The organism is Pseudoxanthomonas helianthi, assembly GCF_017939625.1.
Classification (GTDB): domain Bacteria; phylum Pseudomonadota; class Gammaproteobacteria; order Xanthomonadales; family Xanthomonadaceae; genus Pseudoxanthomonas_A; species Pseudoxanthomonas_A helianthi.
On sequence record NZ_JAGKTC010000002.1, the window covers coordinates 629 to 20,689 of the forward strand.

16 protein-coding genes are annotated in these 20,061 nt (G+C 65.5%); 10 read left to right on the forward strand and 6 right to left on the reverse strand.

From position 1 onward, the window contains the following. From J5837_RS07700 to J5837_RS07730, 7 genes are all read left to right on the forward strand, one after another. The coding region (locus J5837_RS07700) for an NIPSNAP family protein (RefSeq protein ID WP_342345518.1) at positions 1 to 361 on the forward strand (361 nt) is incomplete at its 5' end. Between the two features lie 109 nt (positions 362 to 470). Beyond that, entirely contained in the window at positions 471 to 815 is a 345-nt protein-coding gene (locus J5837_RS07705; RefSeq protein WP_210536199.1) for a 5-carboxymethyl-2-hydroxymuconate Delta-isomerase, read from the forward strand. Between the two features lie 68 nt (positions 816 to 883). After that, entirely contained in the window at positions 884 to 1,345 is a 462-nt protein-coding gene (locus J5837_RS07710; RefSeq protein WP_210536200.1) for an SRPBCC family protein, read from the forward strand. Between the two features lie 60 nt (positions 1,346 to 1,405). After that, entirely contained in the window at positions 1,406 to 1,768 is a 363-nt protein-coding gene (locus J5837_RS07715) for a hypothetical protein (protein WP_210536201.1), read from the forward strand. Then, positions 1,765 to 1,983, forward strand: coding sequence for a hypothetical protein (locus J5837_RS07720; RefSeq protein ID WP_210536202.1), 219 nt, complete (start codon positions 1,765 to 1,767; stop codon positions 1,981 to 1,983). Before J5837_RS07715 ends, J5837_RS07720 begins: the two co-directional genes overlap by 4 nt. A gap of 187 nt (positions 1,984 to 2,170) precedes the next feature. After that, positions 2,171 to 5,152, forward strand: coding sequence for a bifunctional diguanylate cyclase/phosphodiesterase (locus J5837_RS07725; protein WP_210536203.1), 2,982 nt, complete (start codon positions 2,171 to 2,173; stop codon positions 5,150 to 5,152). Between the two features lie 142 nt (positions 5,153 to 5,294). After that, entirely contained in the window at positions 5,295 to 6,146 is an 852-nt protein-coding gene (locus J5837_RS07730; protein ID WP_210536204.1) for a phytochelatin synthase family protein, read from the forward strand. Between the two features lie 45 nt (positions 6,147 to 6,191). Here the strand turns inward: J5837_RS07730 and J5837_RS07735 are convergent, their stop codons facing one another. From J5837_RS07735 to J5837_RS07745, 3 genes are all read right to left on the reverse strand, one after another. After that, positions 6,192 to 8,189 (reverse strand): protein-L-isoaspartate(D-aspartate) O-methyltransferase, encoded by a 1,998-nt coding sequence (locus J5837_RS07735; protein ID WP_210536205.1) that lies wholly within the window; start codon positions 8,187 to 8,189, stop codon positions 6,192 to 6,194. Between the two features lie 367 nt (positions 8,190 to 8,556). Beyond that, positions 8,557 to 9,306, reverse strand: coding sequence for a LytR/AlgR family response regulator transcription factor (locus J5837_RS07740; protein WP_210536206.1), 750 nt, complete (start codon positions 9,304 to 9,306; stop codon positions 8,557 to 8,559). Continuing rightward, on the reverse strand, positions 9,303 to 10,406 hold the full coding sequence (locus tag J5837_RS07745) for a sensor histidine kinase (protein ID WP_210536207.1): 1,104 nt from the start codon (positions 10,404 to 10,406) through the stop codon (positions 9,303 to 9,305). The genes J5837_RS07740 and J5837_RS07745 overlap by 4 nt, the downstream gene beginning before the upstream one ends. Before the next feature lie 170 nt (positions 10,407 to 10,576). Here J5837_RS07745 and J5837_RS07750 point away from each other — a divergent pair, with 170 nt between their 5' ends. Continuing rightward, on the forward strand, positions 10,577 to 11,410 hold the full coding sequence (locus J5837_RS07750; RefSeq protein WP_210536208.1) for a hypothetical protein: 834 nt from the start codon (positions 10,577 to 10,579) through the stop codon (positions 11,408 to 11,410). Between the two features lie 36 nt (positions 11,411 to 11,446). On the opposite strand, the gene J5837_RS07755 is transcribed toward J5837_RS07750, so the two are convergent. The 3 genes from J5837_RS07755 to J5837_RS07765 all read right to left on the reverse strand — a co-directional run bounded on the left by J5837_RS07755 (position 11,447) and on the right by J5837_RS07765 (position 17,121). Then, positions 11,447 to 11,896: a DoxX family protein gene (locus tag J5837_RS07755; protein WP_210536209.1), complete on the reverse strand. Its 450-nt coding sequence runs from the start codon at positions 11,894 to 11,896 to the stop codon at positions 11,447 to 11,449. 173 nt (positions 11,897 to 12,069) lie between these two features. Beyond that, positions 12,070 to 15,078 (reverse strand): TonB-dependent receptor, encoded by a 3,009-nt coding sequence (locus J5837_RS07760; protein WP_210536210.1) that lies wholly within the window; start codon positions 15,076 to 15,078, stop codon positions 12,070 to 12,072. A 186-nt stretch (positions 15,079 to 15,264) separates the two neighbouring features. Continuing rightward, entirely contained in the window at positions 15,265 to 17,121 is a 1,857-nt protein-coding gene (locus J5837_RS07765; protein ID WP_210536211.1) for an alpha-L-fucosidase, read from the reverse strand. Positions 17,122 to 17,295: 174 nt separating this feature from the next. Here J5837_RS07765 and J5837_RS07770 point away from each other — a divergent pair, with 174 nt between their 5' ends. Next, positions 17,296 to 18,492: a glycoside hydrolase family 88 protein gene (locus tag J5837_RS07770; protein WP_210536212.1), complete on the forward strand. Its 1,197-nt coding sequence runs from the start codon at positions 17,296 to 17,298 to the stop codon at positions 18,490 to 18,492. Between the two features lie 8 nt (positions 18,493 to 18,500). Continuing rightward, positions 18,501 to 19,760, forward strand: coding sequence for a DUF2264 domain-containing protein (locus J5837_RS07775; protein ID WP_210536213.1), 1,260 nt, complete (start codon positions 18,501 to 18,503; stop codon positions 19,758 to 19,760). Positions 19,761 to 20,061 lie beyond the last annotated feature (301 nt).

Here is a 20,061-nt window from a genome sequence, read left to right on the forward strand (position 1 = left end):
GCCACATATGAGACTAGTCGAGATCCGCACCTATAAACTGAAGCCGGGCACTGCTGATCGGTTTGTGGCGGCCTTTCAAGATGCACTCCCGCTTGTGCGGAAAAGTGGCATGGATGTTGTGGCCTTTGGCCGCTCGGACCATGAGCAAGAAAGCTTCTATCTCGTTCGTGCCTACAAGGACCGCGCCCACCTAGAATCGGAGCAAAACGCGCTCTACTCATCCGATGCCTGGCGGCAAGGTCCACGGGAATCGCTCATTGCCTGCCTTGATGACTACCTCAACACGTTGCTTTGGCTTTCGGAGCAAAGCGTGGAAGACTTACGAAGTAACAACGGCCTTGGCGTATCGCTTGTGGCCTAACAATTCATTCAAGCTGACGCCGTTTCGCAGCGCGACTTAATTAAGGCGTTAGCCCGCAACCGTCGGTCCAGGTAATTCTGTAAGCAACATCCCGCAAATCGAGGACTCTATGCCGCATTTTGTAGTTGATTGCTCGCAGGCTATTTTGCAATTTCATACCGAAGAGCAAATTATTGAGCGCGTTCATCGTGCGGCCAATTCAACCAATCTTTTCGATGAGGGTGACATCAAAGTTCGAGTCAACCCTTTCATGATCTATTCCGTTGGCAATAGGCGTGAAGATTTCATACATGTATTTGCGAACATCATGGAGGGCCGCAGCATCGAGCAAAGAGCCCATTTATCTAGACTGATAGTCAGCGATCTTGTTTCCATGTTTCCACATGTCCCTAATATCGCAATGAACGTCGCCGAGTTTGAGAAGGCAACCTATTGCAATCGCGCAATGCTGTAAGCGCGGGCTGACGATCCATTCAAGCCGAAGCCGTTTCGTGGCCCGGCTTGATTCAGGCATAAGGCGTCATGAAGTCATCCTCCGCAGACATGACATCGTTTGAAGAGCAAGTGCTCATCAACGCCCCCGTATCCACTGTCTGGGAGGCGTTGACGCATGTCGAACGCATGCAGGAATGGATGGGGGAGCCCGACATGCTTCTCAAGATCGAGACCGATTGGCAGGTCGGCAACAGGTTTGTCGTGCGAGGACGCCATCACATGGACTTCCAGAATACCGGAACCGTGCGCGAGTTCGATCCAATGCGGCGACTGGCCTATACGCATCTCAGTTCGCTGTCACGGCTTCCTGACAATCCGGAGAACCATGCAGTCATCGACTTCCACTTGGCTCCCGCGCAAGGCGCGACGTCATTGAAGTTATCGATTGCAAGCCCGCGCTCAGCCAACATCTTCGAGCACCTCCAATTCTACTGGCAAGGTACATTGCAAGTGCTGAAGCAGTATGTTGAGCAGCGCAATGAGGCCTAATCCCTCCTTGCGGCGGGCGTGCCTTCGGCGTGTCGCTTTGGTCAAACATTCGTTCGTCATATGCAGGATCAAAGAAATATCGTCCTGAGAATCGCGACCCACGGCGACATCGTTCGCCTGAACGCCTTGATTCGAACATCGGCGATCGAGATAACTCGTGGCTTCTATAGCCCGGTACAAGCCGAAGCCCTGGCAGAACATGTCTTTGGTGTCGATACCGTCCTTGTCGACGATCGGACCTACTACCTCATTGAAGTCGGGTCGGAAATTGCAGCATGCGGGGGGTGGAACAAGCGCGACACCCTCTACGGCGGCGACCAGGCGAAATCCCCGAGGACCCGCTGCTTGATCCCGCGACACAGGCGGCCAGGATTCCAGCCTTCTTCGCTTCTCCGGATTCCGCCCGCCGCGGCCTCGGCATGAAGCTGATTGACGCGCGTCAGAAAGCGGCCTTGGAGGCCGGCTTCAGCCAAATGGAGCTCGGGGCGACCATGCGTGCGTACCCTATACCTGCTGCGGGCCTCGAGATCGTCAAAGAATTCGAAATCGTCCTGCCCGGCGACATCAAGGCGCCGCTTGCTCGCATGTCGAAACGGCTGGTGACCTGGCTATTCGTTCAGGCCAGCCTGTCCCGCTAGGACAGGTGTACGGCTTCCGCTAGTCCCTAGGCCGCGAAGCGATCACCTACCGGTTCCACGGGAGTCTCGTCGCATGTCCCGCAACCCGCTCGATAACTTCATGAATGGCGACCTGAATCACACACCGGTGGCGGTGTCGTAGGTACCGTTCGGCCGGGGAACTGCTTTCCTAGTCGATATCCGGGCTATGAACGATTCAATGGAAAGGACTCTTTCGGGCTTCGCGGCACGAGCGCGCGCCGTGCCTGCGTCACGCGAGGTCGGCGTCCTGCTCGGACTGGCGTTTTCGGCCGCATTGCTGATGGTCAGCATCCACGACCGCAATATGCGGATCGACGCCGCCGAGCGCCACAGCCTGGCGGTCGCGACCGGCGTGGACCGCCTCCTTCATTATGAAGTCCGCCATCTGGAACGTGCCCTGCGGAGTGTCGCGGGCCAGGCCGATGTTTCTGCCCACGATCTTCCCGACCAAGGCCCCTGGGGCATCTCATCGGCGATCCGCGGTCTCCTCTCGAGGAATGCCGAGCTCGAGGACGTGGACTTGTACGACGAGAACGGCGAGCTCATACGCCAGGGCGCCAGCGAATACGCATCGTCGATCCGCTTCGATCCTCCCGCGGGCGACGGAGATTTCAGGATCGGGCTTCTGCAGAAGGACGGGCGCAGCCAGCCCGTGGTGCCCGTTGCCTTGCGGACCCGTGGAGGCAATTGGCTGGTCGCGCGGCTGCGAACGGAGGAGCTGCAGAAGATCCTGAAGGGACTCGATATCGGCCGGCTGGGGAACGCGGCGATTCTCGATGTCCAAGGGCAGGTTCTGGCGCAGGAGGGGACGAACGGCGACAGGATCGGCGAAAGAACCGGTTATCCGGCGTCGCTGGTAGCCGGATCGGCACTCCAGGCCCGCACAGTCGGCGGGATCGACGACATCGAACGGTACTCGAGCTTTACTTCCACGAGCGGCTATCCGTTCGTGGTGGTGGTGGGAATAGCCAAGAAAGAGGTACTGGCGCCATGGTGGAACTATGTGGCCGCAGCCTCGCTGGTGCTTGGCTTCTACTGGATCGGGGCCATCTTGCTGACGAGGCGTTTCCGCCGCGCCGAGTCGGAACGCCTGGCGACGCGCGGGGAGCTGGTCCGGCATGTCGACTGGCTGACCAAGGCCCAGGAGGCGTCGCGGCTGGGCGTGTGGGAACTGGAGCCGGGGACGGAAATGGTCAGGGTCTCCGACCAGGCGGCAGCGCTGTTCGGCTTCAGCAAGGAAGCGGGATTGATCCCGATCGGGGACTTCTTCGAACGGATGCATGAAGAAGACCGGGAACGGGTGAACACCGAATTCCGCGAGTCGCTGGAACAGGACAAGGCGTTCCGTTCCGAATACAGGGTCGTGTTGCCGGGCGGACAGGTCCGGTGGATAAGCGCCCGCGGCGCGTCGGTGGAAGACGAGGCCGGGAAAACCATCATGACTGGCACCCTCGTCGACGTCACCGAGCGAAGGGAGAACCAGGCCAAGCTGGAACGGGCCGAACAGCAGTTCCGCGAGCTCTTCGACCTGAACCCGCTGCCGTTCTGGGTGTTCGACGTGCAGTCGCTGCGGTTCCTCGCGGTCAACGAAGCCGCGATACGCAAGTACGGCTACTCCCGTGAGGAGTTCCTGTCGATGACCATCCTGCAGATCCGCTCGCCCGAGGACCAGCAGGCCGTGCGGCGATCGGTGGACGATTCGACGGAGCCGCGCGAATCCGAACGCGTGTGGATGCACTATGCCCGCGATGGGCGTCCGATGTATGTCCGCGTCCACAGCAGCAGCATCCAGTTCGACGGGCGGGCGGCGCGCCTGGTCCTGGCCGAGGACGTCAGCGAGCGGGTCGCCTACGAGGAGGACCTGGCCTGGCGGGCCACGCACGACGAAAGCACGGGCCTGCTGAAGCTGCGTGCGCTGATCACCCAGGTCGATGCGCGTGCGCAGGGCTGGCATACGCCGTACGGCGTGGTCTACATCCAGTTGCGCGACCTGGAAGTCGTCTCGCCCACCTTGGGTCGGCGATTGGGCGAAGCCATCGTGTCGGAGCTTTCGAGGAGACTGGCGGACGTCGCCCGCCCGTTCGGGCCGGCGGCGTACCTGCCGTCCGATTCGTTCGTCCTCGTGGCGAAGGACGGCAACCGGGTGGGCAACCTGGTATCGAACGTCATCGGCACGCTGGCCGAGCCGGTGGAGTTCGAGGGGGGCAGCCATCGGATGGATGCCTGGATAGGGATCGCGCATTCGCCGGGGCCGGTTCCGGGAGCGGCCGAACAGGTGGTCGACCACGCGGCGCTGGCCGCCCTGCATTCCAGGAACGAGAACGAGGACGCGACGCCCTTCCGCCTGGAGATGACCGAGCAGGCCTCCGAGCGCCTGGCGACGATATCCCAGCTGCGCCGTGCGCTGGTCCAGGACGAATTCGAGTTGTTCTTCCAACCCATCACCTGCCTGCGGTCGGGGGACACGGTGGCGCTGGAGGCCCTGCTGCGGTGGCGCAAGGACGGCAGTTATGTTCCCCCGTCCAGTTTCATTCCCGTCAGCGAGGAATCGGGACTGATCGTGCCGATAGGGGAATGGGTGCTGGAGAACGCCGCGGCGGCGCGCGCGAAACTCCGCGCCGCGGGAATCGAAGATGTCTCGATCGCCATCAACGTGTCGGCTGTCCAGTTCACCGGTGGCGACCTGCCGGCCAAACTGCGCGAGGCGCTGTCGAGATACCGTCTGCCGAGAGGCGCGCTGCATATCGAGCTGACCGAAACGGCAATGCTGAAAAGCAGGGATGCCGTGCGCTCGTTGCTGGAGGAAATCCAGCACGAGGGCGTCTGCATATCGATAGACGACTTCGGCACCGGTTTCTCCAGCATGGCCTACCTGCGCGACCTGCCGCTCGACCACCTGAAGATCGACCGGAGTTTCGTGGCCGGCGTGCATCGCGACGAAAGGAACGCGTCGATCTGCCGCGCGCTGATCGAACTGGCGCGCGGGCTCGGGCTGCGGACGGTCGCCGAAGGGGTCGAGGAAGAAGGCGAACTCGAATGGTTGAGGGACAACGCCTGCGACCAGGTGCAGGGGTACCTGGTGGCGAGACCGGCGCCGCTCGATCGCGTAATGGCGGCACTGCGCGCCGAGACGACATCGATCCGATAGCAGGGGCGCGGCGGCAGTGCAGCAGACGGCTGCGCTGAATCCGCCAAGTCGGCAGGCTGCGGACGGCGCAGCGCCTTCGCAGTCCCTAGACATGCTATGCACAAACCGCGGGGTACAACCGGCCAGCTGTCCAGGAGGCACCATGGGCCGGTTCGTTGTCCCGCGAAGCAAGGCTGGCGTGGACCTGCGTGGCACGGACGCACCATTTCCCGGCAGGGCTTTCCCTCGGCTCGCCTGGATTGCCGGCATCGGCTCGCTGCTCTTGCTGGCCTCCTTATCCGCCGTCGCCTGGAGACACTATTTCTCGCCTCCGCCGCCGGAGCCGCTGGTCGTGCCGGCCGACCTGGTTCCGTTGCAATCGACGCTGGGACGGAAACTGTTGGCCGAAAGCGATGCGCAGGCCGACTACCCGGAGCTGGCGGCGAACTTCGTGACCCAATCGCGGCGCTCCTATTGCGGCGTCGCCAGCTCGGTCATCGTGTTCAACGCCTTGCACGACCCGCGGCCGCGCCTGGACCAGTCGAGCTATTTCGACGGTCCCGTCGGCCTGACTTCCTTCGACGTCAGCCTCACCGGCATGTCGTTGCATCAGCTGTCCGACGGCCTGCGTGCGCACGGCGTCCGCGCGGAACCGGTCTACGCCGGCGACACCGACGCCGCATCGTTCCGCACGCGGGCCGCGCGCAACCTGCGCACGGATGGGGATTTCCTGCTGGTGAACTATCAGCGCGCGGTGCTGGGGCAAATGGAGTCGGGACATATTTCCCCGGTGGCGGCTTTCCATGCGGGCACGGACCGGCTGCTGGTCATGGACGTGGCGAGCTACCGGTATCCGCCGGTCTGGGTACCCGTCGACAAGCTGTGGGACGCGATGCGCAGTCCCTTGAACGCGAAGACGCGGCGCACGCGCGGTTTCGTCGAAGTCGGAGGAATTTCGCGCGAAGTCGCCACTGCGTCCGCCGACGGCGGACAGGGTGTGGCGGTTCACGACTGACCATGGCCGATTCCGCGGCCGCCGTGTTGCCGGTTCGCGAATGCCTCACAGGCCGAAGGGATAGGTGTCCGGCATGCCTTTGCCCGGGGTTTCGGCGAGCGCATGCACCGCATGGGTTCGGTCGAACCAGGCGAAGGCGTCGAACTGCCGGGCGAGGGCCGCTTCCGCATAGTGGCTCCAGCGTTCGGTGCGCGGACGGTAGATCACGCCGATGAAGCGCTCCAGCTTCGCGGACGACAGGCGCCCATGCAGTTCCGGCTCGGTCGCGGCACGCAGGTCGTACAGGCAGGGCGACACGTCGGCATCGTGGAACAGCCGCTCGTAGCTGCCCGTCAGCGAGGGGACCACGTCCATGATCCGCATTGGACCGTCCCAGTCGTCGGCGGCCGCAACGGTGCCGCCGTGCGTGCCGAAACCGATCGTCGCCACCCGCTCGCCGTAGCTTTCCCGGCACAACTGGCCGATGTTCAATTCGCCGCGCGTCCAGCCCATCTCGGTATGGCGCGCGTCGCCGACGTGCGAGTTGTGCGCCCAGACGACGGCCTTGGCGTCCTTGCCCCGCGATCCCAGCGCGTGTTGCAGGGTTTCGAACATGTGCCGGTCGCGCAGGTTCCAGGACTCCGCGGCGCCGTAGTACATCGCGCGGTAATAGGCTTCGGCATCGCGCACCAGGCGGGCGTTCTGCGCGGCGTCGAGGAAGCTTTCGCCGTCCTTCCCGCCGTACTGCAGCTGCCGCTCCAGCAGGGCTTGCAGCATCTCGAGCACGGCCTTTTCGCAGCGGCCATAACCTTCGCTGAGCGCCATGCGGCCGTATTCGGCCGGTTCCCTGGCCCAAGGCACCAGGCAGCCGTAGCGATGCTTGGCGACGCGTGCGGCCTCGGGATCGACCCGGTCGAGGTAATCGACGACGGCGCGGATCGAGCGCTGCAGGCTGTACAGGTCCAGCCCGCAGACGCCGACCCGCTGCGCGGGTTCGCGCGTGGCGTTGTGCCCGCGCAACCACTCCACGAATGCCGCGAACTCGGCGTTGCGCCACATCCAGGTCGGGAAGCGGGCGAACGCGCCTTCGGGCTCCGAACGCACCGGCAGATGACGCACATAGCGATCGACGACCGCGGCATCGGGCCAGTCCGCTTCGATGGCCACCAAGGCGAAGCCGTGCGCCTGGATCAGCCGGCGGCTGATTGCCGCGCGTGCGGCATAGAACTCCGCGGTGCCGTGGCTGGCTTCGCCCAGCAGGACCACCCGCGCCGTCGCGAAGCGATCGAAACAGGCGCCGAAGCCTTCGTCGTCCAGCGCCGGCAACGCGATGCCCCGCTTGCGCAGCAGCTGCGTATCCGCATCGGGCTCGGGCTTGCGGGGCTCTTCGACATCGGGTGCGCGTGCGGTGGGATCCGGCCAGCCTTGTTCGCCGATCAGCGGAACGAAGAGGACTTCGCCCAGGTCTTCGCGGGTCGTTTCGCCGTCTTCTCCCCGCGTGACCTTGACCAAGCGCTGCCGATGCGGCGTATCGCCGACCGGCATCACCAGGCGTCCGCCCGGCGCCAGCTGCTTCACCAGCGTCTCCGGAATGGAAGGAGCGCCGGCCGCGGCGAGAATGGCATCGAAGGGAGCGGCTTCGCGCCATCCGCCGCTGCCATCGCCGGTGCGGACTTCGACGTTGCGGTAGCCCAGTGCCTTCAGTCGCCGGCGGGCGAGGTTCGCCAGGACCTCGTGTCGCTCGATCACGAATACGTGCGCGGCGATGGTGGCGATGACCGCGGCGGCATAGCCCGAACCGCCGCCGATCTCAAGGACCCGATCGCCCGGCCGGATCCGCGCCGCTTCGACCATCCGGGCCACGATGTACGGCTGCGAGATGGTCTGGCCCGCTTCGATCGGCAGCGGCGAGTCCTCGTAGGCGAACTCGCGCAGCGCATCGGGCACGAACCGCTGGCGCGGCACCCTGCGCATGGCGCGCAGCACGTAGTCGTCCTTGATGCCGCGCCGCGCGATCTGCCGCTCGACCATCAGTTCACGCGCTTTCGGGTAGTTCGTCTTCATGCTTGGATGCGCCTGGCCGACGCGATGACGCACGACTGCGCATCGTTCACCGCGTGGTCTCCGCCGACGACTGCGCGAGTGTGCGTCGTTGTCCATGCCGTGAAGGTGAAAAGCGCGTTCCCGACGCGTGAGGTCGCGAATCTTCACGCCGGGAAATGATTCGGACGTAACACGCCCGGCGCTATCGTGGCCGCGCCGGTGGTGCTTTGGACCTCGGTTCGAAGCCAACCTCGGTAGAAGGCCCTGATGCCGGAGACCCTCGTCTTCGGCACGGGGCCTTCTCTGGGGAGCGGGGAAGGGCGAGGCACGTCGGTGTTTTTCGCGAGCAGCGCGATGTTGAACGGCGCCCGGCGCTGGCGCGCGGCCTTCAGCCCGCCTCGACGACCGGGTTGCGGCGCAACAGCGGATCGATGCAGCCGCGATAGTTGCGGCCGCTGATCAGGCGGCGGCCACCGTGCAGGTCGAGGCGGTAACGGCCCGAGCCGATCGGCTTGATTTCTCGGATCGCCGCCGCGCGCACCACCAGCGAGCGGTGCACGCGCAGGAACAATGCCGGGTCGAGTTCCTGCGCGAACGCCGCCAGCGTGCGCCGCAGCACGTAGCGGCCCTGCTCGCAGTCGATTTCCAGATAGTTGCCCTGCGCTTCGACCACGTTGATCTGTCGCTCGGGCACCAGGTGCACGCGGTGCCCCACTTGCAGCGGAATCCGCCGCGCGCCGTCGTCGTCGGATGGGGTACGCAGGCCGTTCAAGGCCTGGCGTTCGCGCAGGCGCTCCACCGCCTGGGCCAGGCGCTCGGCGGACACCGGCTTGAGCAGGTAGTCGACCGCGCGCGCGTCGAACGCGCGTGCGCCGTGTTCCTGCCACGCGGTGACGAACACCACCATGGGCAGCGGACCCTGCCAGCGCGCCAGCGCGGAGAAACCGTCCGGGCCGGGCATTTCGATATCCAGGAACACCACGTCCAGCGGCTGCCGCTGCGCCGTGGCCAGCAGTTCGTCGGCGTCGACGCATTCGGCGACGACCTGTAACTCGCTGCCGGCCACCTTTTCCAGCAGGCGGCGCAGGCGCGACCGCGCCAGCGGCTCGTCGTCGACGATGGCGGCCTTCAGGCTCATGCGAAGGCCTCCGCCGGCGCCGCGGCGGCCGAATGTCGCGACAGCGGCAGGCGCAATTCCACGCCGTACGAATCCGGGCCGAGATCGAGGCGCCGCATGTGCGCGCGTTCGCCGTACAGCAGTTGCAGGCGGTCGGCGACGCTGCGCAGGCCGATGCCGTTGCCGCGGCGATCGCCGTCGTCCGGTGCGGCGCTGTTTTCGACGCGCAGCGACAAGGCGTCGCCGGCTTCGCCGGCGGCGATCGCGAGGACGCCGTTGGCCTTGCGCCGGGCGATGGCATGGACGATGGCGTTCTCGACCAGCGGTTGCAGGATCAGCACCGGCACCGGCGCGTCCAGGCAGACCGGTTCGACGTTCCACCGTACCTGCAGGCGTTCGCCCAAGCGGATCTTCTCGATGGTCAGGTAGTGCTCGATGGCCGCGATCTCTTCGCGCAACGAGCGTTCCTGTTGCGGTTCCTGTTTCAGCGCATCGCGCAACAGCGCCGACAGCGCCACCAGCATGCGGTCGGCCAGTTCGCCGTCGATGTGGACCATCTCCGCCACCGAGTTCAAGGCATTGAACAGGAAATGCGGGTTCAGCTGCGCGCGCAGGGCTTCCAGCCGGGTCGAGACCAGGCTGCGCTCCATCTCGGCGATGCGCAGTTCGCGTTCGCGAGCACGCTGGTAATAGACATAGCCGTGGGCGACGCCGATCACCGTCCAAGCGGTCATGAAGTTGTTGCGCACGCTGGTGAGCAGGACTTCGCCGAAGCCAGGCAGGGCGTCGTACCAGCCCAGCCACGGATTGGAATACCAGACGTAGACCGCCTTGGCCACGATCACCCCGGCGACCGCCAGCAGGTGCAGCGCGATCGGGCGCGCCAGATGGCCGCGCTCGATCGGATGGCGGAGCGCCAGCCAGTAGAACCCGAGGCTGAGCGGAACCCAGGTCATCCAGCCGGCGAAGCTGTACTTCAGCGCCTCGCCCCAGGCGACCGGTCGCCCATCGGTTTCGCCCATCGCCACCACCTGGCTGGCGAAGAACAGCGCGTAGGCGGTCCACCAGACCAGCACGGCCCACAGCAGCGGCAGGATGCGGTTTTTTTTCGCGGGAAGCATCGCGCCACCGTACCCGCGCGGCGGTGGTCCGCACAAGCCGCGGACGTGTCGTTCGTCCCGCCTGCGGTGCGGTTGGTCACTGCCGGCCGCCAGGCCCGCGCCGGGCGAAGGAAGATCGACCTGCCGCGGGCTGCGCCCGCGCGTCCACTCAATGCAAACCAGGGAAAGCCATGGATAGAAAGGTTCTCGTCGCCGCAGCGCTGTTCGCGGCCGCTTCCGTCGCCCATGCCGGCGAGTGCGAAGACAACTTCAAGAAGAGCGGCAGTATCTTTTCGGGCGTCGATTTCGCCAGCCGCGTCACCGTACCCGACCTGTCGGTGGCCAACGCGATGGGCCAGATGCGCGGCATCATGATCGGCGAGAAGATGGACGTGATCACCGAAGACGCGGACACCGGCACGATGCTGGTCGAGCAGCGTTCGACCAACATGGTCCGGGCGATTCCCACCCTGATCAACATCAGTTCCGACGGCTCCGCCGCGGTGGTGGAAATGACGGTGAAGACCGAGAAGGGCCAGTTCGCCAAGCAGGACGCGATGCGCGCCTACATGTGCCCGCTGCTGGCCAAGCTGAAGGGCGGCAAGGAAGGCAAGCTGGCCGGGGCGCAGGGCGCCAAGGCGAAGAACAGCGAGGACACCACGTTCAAGGACGTCTACGTGTTCTCGCGCGAGATCGCCCGCGAAGCCAAGGCGAATGCGTTGGCGGTGACCGCGCGGCACAAGGGCCGCAACTATGCGCTGAAGGGCAAGGTCGACTACATCCAGGAAGACGGCGAGGACTACAACGTGTCCTTCGACATCCCGGAGCAGAGCGAAATGCTGCTGCAGGTGCCGGGGGACGACCAGCCGCGGGTCGGCGTGGCCTGCCTGTTCCGGCCGAACCAGCTGGCCAACGTGCTGACCTTCCGCAAGGGCGATCGCGCCACGTTCCGCGGCCAGTTCCTCAGGTACGACGATTTCAAGCGCGTGCTGTGGCTGCAGAACTGCAGCCAGGTCAAGAAATAGGCCGTTCGCGCCACGGACGACTTCGCGCCGGGGCCGTCAGGCCCCGGCTTCGTTTGCGGCTCGGCCGTTGTCGTCGCGCCTGCCGCGAGCGCCGTCGTGCGCGGCGACGACCAGCAGCATCGCAAGCAACGCCACGCTGTATTCGCTGCCGCCCGTGCCGTGTTCGCCGACGAACCAGCCGTTATGGCGGTGGATGATGGCGATGCCCACGGCCGCTATGACTGCCAGTCCCGACGCGGCCCAACGCACACCACGGTTCAGCACGAGCAGGGTGCCGGCGCAGATCTCGTACGTGGTGATCGCCCAGACCCAGACCACGCCGTGGGGAAAACCGTGGGTGTCCATGAAGTAGGCGAATTGCGGGATGGTGCCGTTGGCGATGCGGACGATGGCATGGGCCATGAACAGCGCGGCGGTGGTGATGCGCAGTGCGTGCAGCGCAAGCTGCGGGCGGATCCACGGATAGTGGCGTAACGGCTGGAGCATGGTTTCCCCTTGGCGGATGGCATGGACGCATCGCGCCGCCGGCACGCGCGTGCCGGCACCTTGGGGCGGGGAATGGCCTGTCGCAATCGGGCTGGTGCGAAACGCACGCAGGGCGGGGCCAACGCCCTGCGTGGGTGTCGAGGCGGCATCGGCGCGCGGGCCGCAGCGGGTGGTCAGTTCCAGGTGTAGCGGATCACCAGCGACGTGCTGCGCGGCGACTGGTAGCCGGGGAAACCGTAGGAAGGATTGATGGTGTTGTAGCCGCCCACGTTCCAGTTGCGCACCGCGCCGTCCTCGCCGATGTGGTTGAACACGTTGCTGACGTTCAGCGCCACGTCGATGTCGTGCGCGCCGAACTTGCGTCCCCAGGCCAGCAACAGGCCGGCGGTCCAGTTGAACGACTGGCGTCCCATCGAGCCGCGCGGGCTGAGCTTGTTGAAGCAGTAGTACGAATAGTTGCCGCGGCTCGCGGCGGCCGTGCCCGACGGGGTGTTCTCCGTGTTCGGGTAGAAGCTGTTGCACAGCACGGGCGCGCCGGTATGGGCGGTGATGTTGCCGCCGACACGGAAGCCGTTGCGGAAACGGTAGAAACCCATGGTCTTCAGCGAATGGCGGTAATCGTTGCTCAGGTCGCCGGTGGCGCCCTGCATCAGCTGCGGGTAGTCGAAGGCGTAGGACGAGCCGGAAATGCTTTGTCCGGTGGATTCGTCGAAATAGCCTTCGTAGTTGCCGAACATGTGGCCCCACGTGTAGCTGACGTTGAAGAAGTATGGCTCGTCCGGGCTTTCCGCGTGGGTCAGCGTGCCGATCAGCTGGTAGTTGGTGCGCTCGGCCCGCGGCATGCCGTACACGCTGGCCGGCACGGTGATGGTCTGCATCTGCCCGGTGCCGCCGAGGTCGTTGGTCAGCTCGATCGCCGAGCCCGGGTTGTACAGGATGCAGGCATTGGAGATCTTCGCGTTCGGATAGCCCTGCGCCGCCAGGTAGTTGCGCAGCGGGCTGCCGGGACCGAGGTCGCAGGTGGTTTCGATGGTGCGGTCGAGGAAGGTGTACTTGGCCTGCACCGAGCCCTGCCAGTTGCTGTCGAACTTGTGCTGCAGGTAGACCGTGTAGTTGTTCTGCCGGGTGTTCTTGATATTGCCGGAAGCGATGGTGCGCGGGTCGGCGGGATTGCTGCTGCCCAGGGTGACCGTGTCGCCGTACTTGCCGCCGAGGATCGGGCTGCCGTCCGGGTTGATGCCGGTGTAGGCGTAGTAATCCGTGCGGTTGACGGTGATGCCGCCGACCCCGGAGTTGATCGAGGCGGGCAGGGGAATCGTGTACTGGCCCGCGGCGGCGCCGAACTTGGTGCTGCCGTCGCCGAACACGTCCCAGGCCACGCCGACGCGCGGCGATACCGTCTTGAGGTCGATGAACTCGCGGCCGGTCAGCTGGTAGCCGATGTTCTGGTCGTAGCGCACGCCCGCGTAGACGACGAAATCGGGTGCCAGCTTCCAGGTGTCCTCGATGAAGGCGCCGCGGTTGGTGGTGGTGAACGCGCCGCCGCTCTTGCGGTACATGGCCTGCACGTACGGCGTGTTGGCGGGGATCACGACGCCGTTCGGCAACGTGGTGTTCTTGGTGTACTGGTGGTAGGCGTAGTTGCCGTTCTCGCCCGAGATGCTGAGGTTGTTGAAGCCGACGTCGTAGTTCTCGGCGCCGAACATGATCTGGTGGTCCCCCGGCGTCCAGGTGAACGCCGCGCGATAGCCGCGCTTGAAGTAGGTGCTCGGCAGCAGGGAATTCGGCGAGGCGCTGGCGCCGATGCTCTGCGAGGAGCGGTCGTCCACGGTGTACTGCAGCGCATACGGCGCTTCGGTGCCCGAGGTGCTGGTCGGGGTCAGCGCCCAGGTCGACATGTAGCCGCCCATCACCGACAGGGTCATCGTGTCGTTGATGTTCCAGTAGTAGTTGCCGATCAGCAGCCGCTGCAGGTTCTGCGGATTGCTCCACGAACGCTGATTGCGCTGGCTGGTGTCGTAGCGCGTCGGCAGGTCGTAGACGGTGCTGTAGGTGCTGTACCTGTTGCGCTCGCCCATCACGTTCAATTGCTGGCTGTCGGTGATGTTCCAGGTCAGGTTGACCAGCGGCGCATTCAACTTGTCCGTCGACACGGTCTGCTGGGTGCCGGTGGTGTTGACCGACTTGCGTGTGTACTCGGGGTTGTTGCGGTCCAGCACGTAGAAGAACAGGCGGTCGCGGACGATCGGCCCCGACACCCACAGGAACTGGTCGAACAGGCCTTCGCGGCTGCCGTTCGGATACGAGTAGTAGGTGCCGTCCGGATAGCGGTAGGCCGGGGACTTCTCCATCAGGCGGCTGTACAGCGGCGGCGTGTAGTACAGGTCGTAGCCGAAGCGGAAGTCGTTGGTGCCCTGCTTCACGGTCTGCGCCATCGATCCGCCCAACGCGTTCGAATAGCGCGCCGAGGCGGTGTCGTCGATGATCTGCGAAGTCGCCATCGCTTCGGCCGGGATGCCGGTCAGGCCGTAGCCGTTGCGGTCGTTGGTGACGTCGAACTCGTTGACGTAGTAGCGGTTCTCCGCGCCGGAGGAACCGCCGAAGCGCGGGAAGCCGCTGGAGTTGGCGACCGAGACCTGCGACAGGAACTGTTGCGCCGTGGAGATCGCCGAGCGGCCGCCGGCCAGCGAATCCATCAGCTTGACCGGCACGATGGTGTTCAACTGGGGCGTGGTCATGTCGATCGGATTGATGCCGCCGCGATCGACCGCATTGGCGACCGCCTTGACGGTGTCGAGCGTCACCGCGGAGCCGGCGTCGGCAGCCGCGGCGGAATCGAGGTCCACGCGCGAAGACGAGCCGGGCACGACCTGCACGCTGCTCGAACCCACCGGCTTCCCATCGACCTCCGCGGTGACTTCGTAGCGTCCGGCGGCCAGCGTGTTGGCCGAATAGCGGCCATCGGCGTCGGTGCTGCGTTCCTGCACCGCGCCGGTGTCGAGGTTGCGGATGACGACCTTTGCCGGCGATCCGCCGGTTTGCTTGACGATGCCGGAGATGCCGCCGGTGGTGGATTGGGCGTATGCCGAGGACCCGGCGAGACAGGCGACCAGGGCCAGCGCGAGGCGCGTTCTCTTGCGGGTCTTGCAGGACGGCGGAACGGCAAACGTGGAAGCTTTCACTCGCATGATCCTCGGGAAGATGATGGGTTCTCGTGTCCGCCGCGTTCCGCGAAGCGGAAGCGCGTGCAGCGGTTCTGTCGCATGGGCGTCACGCCCTTGACACGAAAAGATTCTGCGCCCAACGCGGGCGCCGATTGCGCCCGCTACTTCATGAGTTCATGTATGCGGACGCACGCGATGCGCGGCTCAATCGCCGCGCGTATCGCTTGCGATCGGACGCAGGACCAGGCTGCGCAACTTGGTGCGGTCCATCTGCCACGGCACGCGGCGCGTGGTGCTGTCGGGTATCGCGAGATCGCTGCGCAGGGTCAGCGTGTACGTTCCCGGTTTGTCGATACGCACGTTGCCGAGGTGGGAGATCGCTTCGGCATAGGGATGTTGGGTGCTGCGTGCGTTTTCCGGTTTGCTGTCGATCGATGGTTGCGTGGAAAGCCGTTGCTCGCCGAACTCGATGCGTACCGGGCCGCGGTAGGCCAGCGGTTTGTCCGGGTGGTACAGGCTGACCAGATCCAATCGGTAGTTGCCCGGTGCGAAAGCCCGGAAGGTCCAGCGCGCGGCGTTGTTCTCCGGCTTCGCCGCATCCGCCTCGAGTCGCGCCGCGGCCATGTCCAGCGTGACTACGCCGGAGCCTTGCTGCAGCAATTCCTGGCGCATGCGCGGCGCCTCGCCGCGGGTTTCCAGCACGACGACGGAAACCGGCTTGTCGGGAGCTTGCGCCGGCAGGCGCAGCGAAAGGCGCGGCACATCGCTGGTCGGGATCCTGTCCTGGGTGAACTCGATGGCCTGCTTCGGCGAACCCAGCAGGTAGGCGCGTTCGACCTTCGCCTCCAATCCGTGCAGCACCAGGTCCGGGCGCCAGTCGATCACGTTGAGGTACAGCTTGCCGGCCCGGGTGGTGATCGTGCCCCAGTCGAACTCGTACGGCGTGCGCAGCGGCCGCGTGCCGTAGATGGCTTCGCCGTTGCGCGCCAGCCAGCGCGCGGCACCGCGCAGGATGTCCTGGGAGGGTTGCGGGATTTTCCCCGAACCGGTCGGACCGACATTGAGCAGCAGGTTGCCGCCCTTGCCGGCCACGTCGACCAGGCGCAGCACCACGGTGTCCGCCGATTTCCAGTTCTGGTCGGCGCGGCTGTAGCCCCAATGGTTGTTCAGGGTCATCGCCGATTCGAAATCCTTGGCGAAGCCCGCCTGCGGAATCTCGTTGTCGCCCATCGAGACGAAGTCGCCGTAGTCGCGCTCTGAGAACGACTTGATCCGGTTGTTGACCAGCGCGTTCGGCTGCAGCTTGTGCACCAGCGCCAGCAGTTCCCGCACGTTGGCGTCCGGCGTTTCCTTGCCGATGTCGAACCACACTTCGGCAATGTCGCCGTAGCGGGTCAGCAACTCGGTGACATGGGGCAGCACCGTCCGCTTCCAGTAACGGTCGAAGCGGTTGCGGTCCAGCTTGAACTCCCACTTGTTATTGAACGAATCGGGCGTCGCATCGGGACTGGACCAGTCGAGGATGTGCGAGTAGTAGACGCCGAACTTCAATCCCTGCTTTCGCGCCTCGTCGGCCAGTTCGCGCACCGGGTCGCGGCCGAACGGCGCGGCCTTGACGATGTTGTAGTCGCTGACCTTGGTGTCGAACATCGCGAAGCCGTCGTGGTGCTTGGCGGTGAACACGATGTATTTCATGCCGGCGTCCTTGGCCAGCTTCACCCATTCCGCCGCGTCAAAATCCTCGGCGCGCAGGTTCTCGACCAGCGCCTTGCGGTACTCGGCGGTCGGGATCTTCGCGTGGTTCATCATCCACTCGTCGTAGCCGGGCTTGCCCTTCCATTCGCCGCCGGCCACCGCGTACGGTCCCCAGTGGATGAACATGCCGTAGCGGGCGTCGCGCCACCATTGCATGCGGGCGTCGCGGGATGCGGGGGCGGCGCCCGGCGCAACGGCCGCCGGTTCGCGGGCCGCGGCAGGCTCGGGCGCGGAGTCGCAGGCGCCGGCGGCGAATGCCAGCAGCAGGGCGGCGCACAGGCGGGCATGACGGGGTCGGACTGGCATGGGTTCGGGCATTGCGGACGAAGACGGCCAGACTAGGCCTTGACCGGCCCCGATGGGCGCCGCGCGTGCACGAGTTCGCATATGTGCACGGGGGAATGGTCCTGCGGCTGCGGCGCCGGGAGGCGTCCGGGCTACTCTTGTCGGCCTCGGACCGGGAGGTGGTTTCTGAACAGGTTGATCGTTTCGCTTGCGCTCGTCGCCACGCTGCTGGCCGGCTGCGCCTCGTCCCCCGCGCGACCCCAGGCCGCGGAGCCAATGGCGCAATTGATCCAGGGCCAGCTGGACTTCGCCGCGAAGCAATACCGGCAACTGGCGGCCTCGGTGCCGGCCGAACGCATGCCCAAGACCTTCGAGGACGGGAAACTGGTCACCAGCGATACCGAATGGTGGACCAGCGGTTTCTTCCCCGGGACCCTGTGGCTGATCTACGAAGGCACCCGCGACCCGTGGGTTCGCGGCGAGGCGGAGCGGCGCACCGAAGTGCTGGAGCCGCGCAAGTTCTTCACCGGCAACCACGACATCGGCTTCATCATCTTCGACAGCTTCGGCAATGCCTACCGGATCACCGGCGACGCCAAGTACAAGGCCGTGATCGACACCGCGGCGCAGACCGCGACCCGGCGTTACCGCGAGAAGATCGGCGCGATCCAGAGCTGGGATTCGAGCAAGCGCTTCGCGGCGCCGGTGATCATCGACAACCTGATGAACCTGGAACTGCTGCTGTGGGCCGCGGACCACGGCGGCGACGCGCGCCTGCGCAAGATCGCCCTGCAGCACGCCGACACCACGCTGCGCAACCATTTCCGCGCGGATCACAGCAGCTACCACGTGGTCGACTACGACCCGCAGACCGGCCAGGTGCGCGCGCGCAAGACGGCGCAGGGGGCGGCCGACGAATCCGCGTGGGCGCGCGGGCAGGGCTGGGCGGTGTACGGCTACACCATGCTGTATCGCTTCACCCGCGACCCGCGCTACCTCGCACAGGCGAAGGGCGTGGCGGACTTCATCGTGAACCATCCCAACCTGCCCGCCGACAAGGTGCCGTACTGGGATTTCAACGCACCCGGCATTCCCGCTGCGCTGCGCGACGCCTCGGCGGGCGCGATCATCGCCTCGGCCCTGCTGGAACTGGGGCAGTACGTCGACGGCGACGATCGCCATCGCTACGTGGGCGCCGCCGAGACGATGCTGCGCAGCCTGTCCGCGCCGCCGTACCGCGCGGAGCCGGGCGCGAACGGCGGTTTCCTGCTGCAACACAGCGTCGGCGCGTTGCCGATGAAGAGCGAAGTCGACGTGCCGCTGACCTATGCGGATTACTACTTCGTGGAAGCGCTGCTCCGCTACCGGCGCTGGTATCTCAACGGTTACTGAGGAAGACGATGCGCAGACGCCATTTCCTGCAGACGCTTTCCCTCGGCGCCGGCGCCGCGGCATTGCCGGCCGCGATGCCGGCGTTCGCAGCCGCCGCTTCCACGGCGGTCGCCGCCACCCAGCCGGCGAACGACCGCGAGTACTGGTGGCGGATGCTCGACCGCATCGCCTCGCCGGTGGTGGAAAACCTGGCGCGCGGCCAGCTGGTCCGCAACATGCCGGTCGAGAAGGGCGCCAACTACGGGCCCGAACCGGCCGCGACCTATGTCGAAGCCGTGGGCCGGTGCTACGCCGGCCTCGCACCGTGGCTGGCCCTGCCGGACGACGCCGGAGAGGAAGGCAAGCGTCGTCGCGCTTTGCGCGAGCAGGCCTTGCAGGGACTGGCGAACGCCGTCGATCCGAGGAGCCCGGACAAGCTGGACTTCGGCGCCAAATGGCAGCCGATCGTCGATGCGGCCTACCTGGCCCACGCGTTGCTGCGCGCGCCTGACGCCTTATGGACGCCGCTCGATGCACGCACGAAGCAGCGGTTGATCGCCGCGTTCCAGTCCTTGCGCGACCGCAAGCCCTGGTACAACAACTGGCTGCTGTTCGCGGCGATGAGCGAAACCTTCCTGCGTTCGGTCGATGCCGCGTGGGACCCGATGCGGGTCGACTACGCGATCAACAAACTCGAGGAGTGGTACGTCGGCGACGGCTGGTACAGCGATGGGCCGAACTTCGCCTACGACTATTACAACGGTTTCGTCATGCACCCGATGATGGTCGACGTGCTGCGGGTGCATTCGCAGCGCGACAAGGCGTTCACGGAAAAATACCAGCGCGCGCTGAAGCGCATGCGCCGTTTCGGCGAGCAGCAGGAGCGGATGATCTCGCCCGAAGGGACCTTCCCGCCGATCGGGCGTTCGATCACCTACCGCGCCAGCGGTTTCCAGCCGCTGGCGCAACTGGCGTTGATGGAGCGGTTACCCGAGAAGGTCACGCCGGGCCAGGTACGCGCGGCGCTGACCGCGGTCACGCGCAACGTCTACGACCATCCGGGCACGTTCGATGCCAATGGCTGGCTAACCCTGGGCTTCGTCGGCCACCAACCGGAAATCGCCGACTACTACACTTCGACCGGCAGCCTGTACATGGCCACGCTGAGCTTCCTGCCGCTGGGCCTGCCGGCCGACAACGCGTTCTGGACCGCGCCGGCGGAAGACTGGACGGCGAAGCGCGCGTGGTCGGGCCGGTCGTTCCCGAAGGATTACCACGTCGATTATTGAGCGCGTGATCCCGAGGACCCGCACAGGCATCCAGCATGGAATCCCTCTCCCCGCCTGCGGGGAGAGGGTGCCGAAGGCGGGTGAGGGGCAAGCCCGGACGTGATGACGCCTCGGAAGTCATGGCTTTATCGAGTGCCATGCTCCGCGACGCGTCAAGCGCGGATCGGAATCCGCAGCGAGTTCAGCGGCACCGAGCGTCACAAGCGCTCGAATTCGTGGCGTTACCGGAAGCGCATGTGCTCCGGGTGCCCCTCATCCGGCCTGTCGGCCACCTTCTCCCCGCAGGCGGGAAGAAGGATTG

Excerpts from the sequence above, each read along its gene's own strand:
- J5837_RS07705 (WP_210536199.1), top strand. The coding sequence starts at position 471 with ATGCCGCATTTTGTAGTTGATTGCTCGCAGGCTATTTTGCAATTTCAT.
- J5837_RS07710 (WP_210536200.1), top strand. The coding sequence starts at position 884 with ATGAAGTCATCCTCCGCAGACATGACATCGTTTGAAGAGCAAGTGCTC.
- J5837_RS07715 (WP_210536201.1), top strand. The coding sequence starts at position 1,406 with ATGCAGGATCAAAGAAATATCGTCCTGAGAATCGCGACCCACGGCGAC.
- J5837_RS07720 (WP_210536202.1), top strand. The coding sequence starts at position 1,765 with ATGAAGCTGATTGACGCGCGTCAGAAAGCGGCCTTGGAGGCCGGCTTC.
- J5837_RS07725 (WP_210536203.1), top strand. The coding sequence starts at position 2,171 with ATGAACGATTCAATGGAAAGGACTCTTTCGGGCTTCGCGGCACGAGCG.
- J5837_RS07730 (WP_210536204.1), top strand. The coding sequence starts at position 5,295 with ATGGGCCGGTTCGTTGTCCCGCGAAGCAAGGCTGGCGTGGACCTGCGT.
- J5837_RS07735 (WP_210536205.1), bottom strand. The coding sequence starts at position 8,189 with ATGAAGACGAACTACCCGAAAGCGCGTGAACTGATGGTCGAGCGGCAG.
- J5837_RS07740 (WP_210536206.1), bottom strand. The coding sequence starts at position 9,306 with ATGAGCCTGAAGGCCGCCATCGTCGACGACGAGCCGCTGGCGCGGTCG.
- J5837_RS07745 (WP_210536207.1), bottom strand. The coding sequence starts at position 10,406 with ATGCTTCCCGCGAAAAAAAACCGCATCCTGCCGCTGCTGTGGGCCGTG.
- J5837_RS07750 (WP_210536208.1), top strand. The coding sequence starts at position 10,577 with ATGGATAGAAAGGTTCTCGTCGCCGCAGCGCTGTTCGCGGCCGCTTCC.
- J5837_RS07755 (WP_210536209.1), bottom strand. The coding sequence starts at position 11,896 with ATGCTCCAGCCGTTACGCCACTATCCGTGGATCCGCCCGCAGCTTGCG.
- J5837_RS07765 (WP_210536211.1), bottom strand. The coding sequence starts at position 17,121 with ATGCCAGTCCGACCCCGTCATGCCCGCCTGTGCGCCGCCCTGCTGCTG.
- J5837_RS07775 (WP_210536213.1), top strand. The coding sequence starts at position 18,501 with ATGCGCAGACGCCATTTCCTGCAGACGCTTTCCCTCGGCGCCGGCGCC.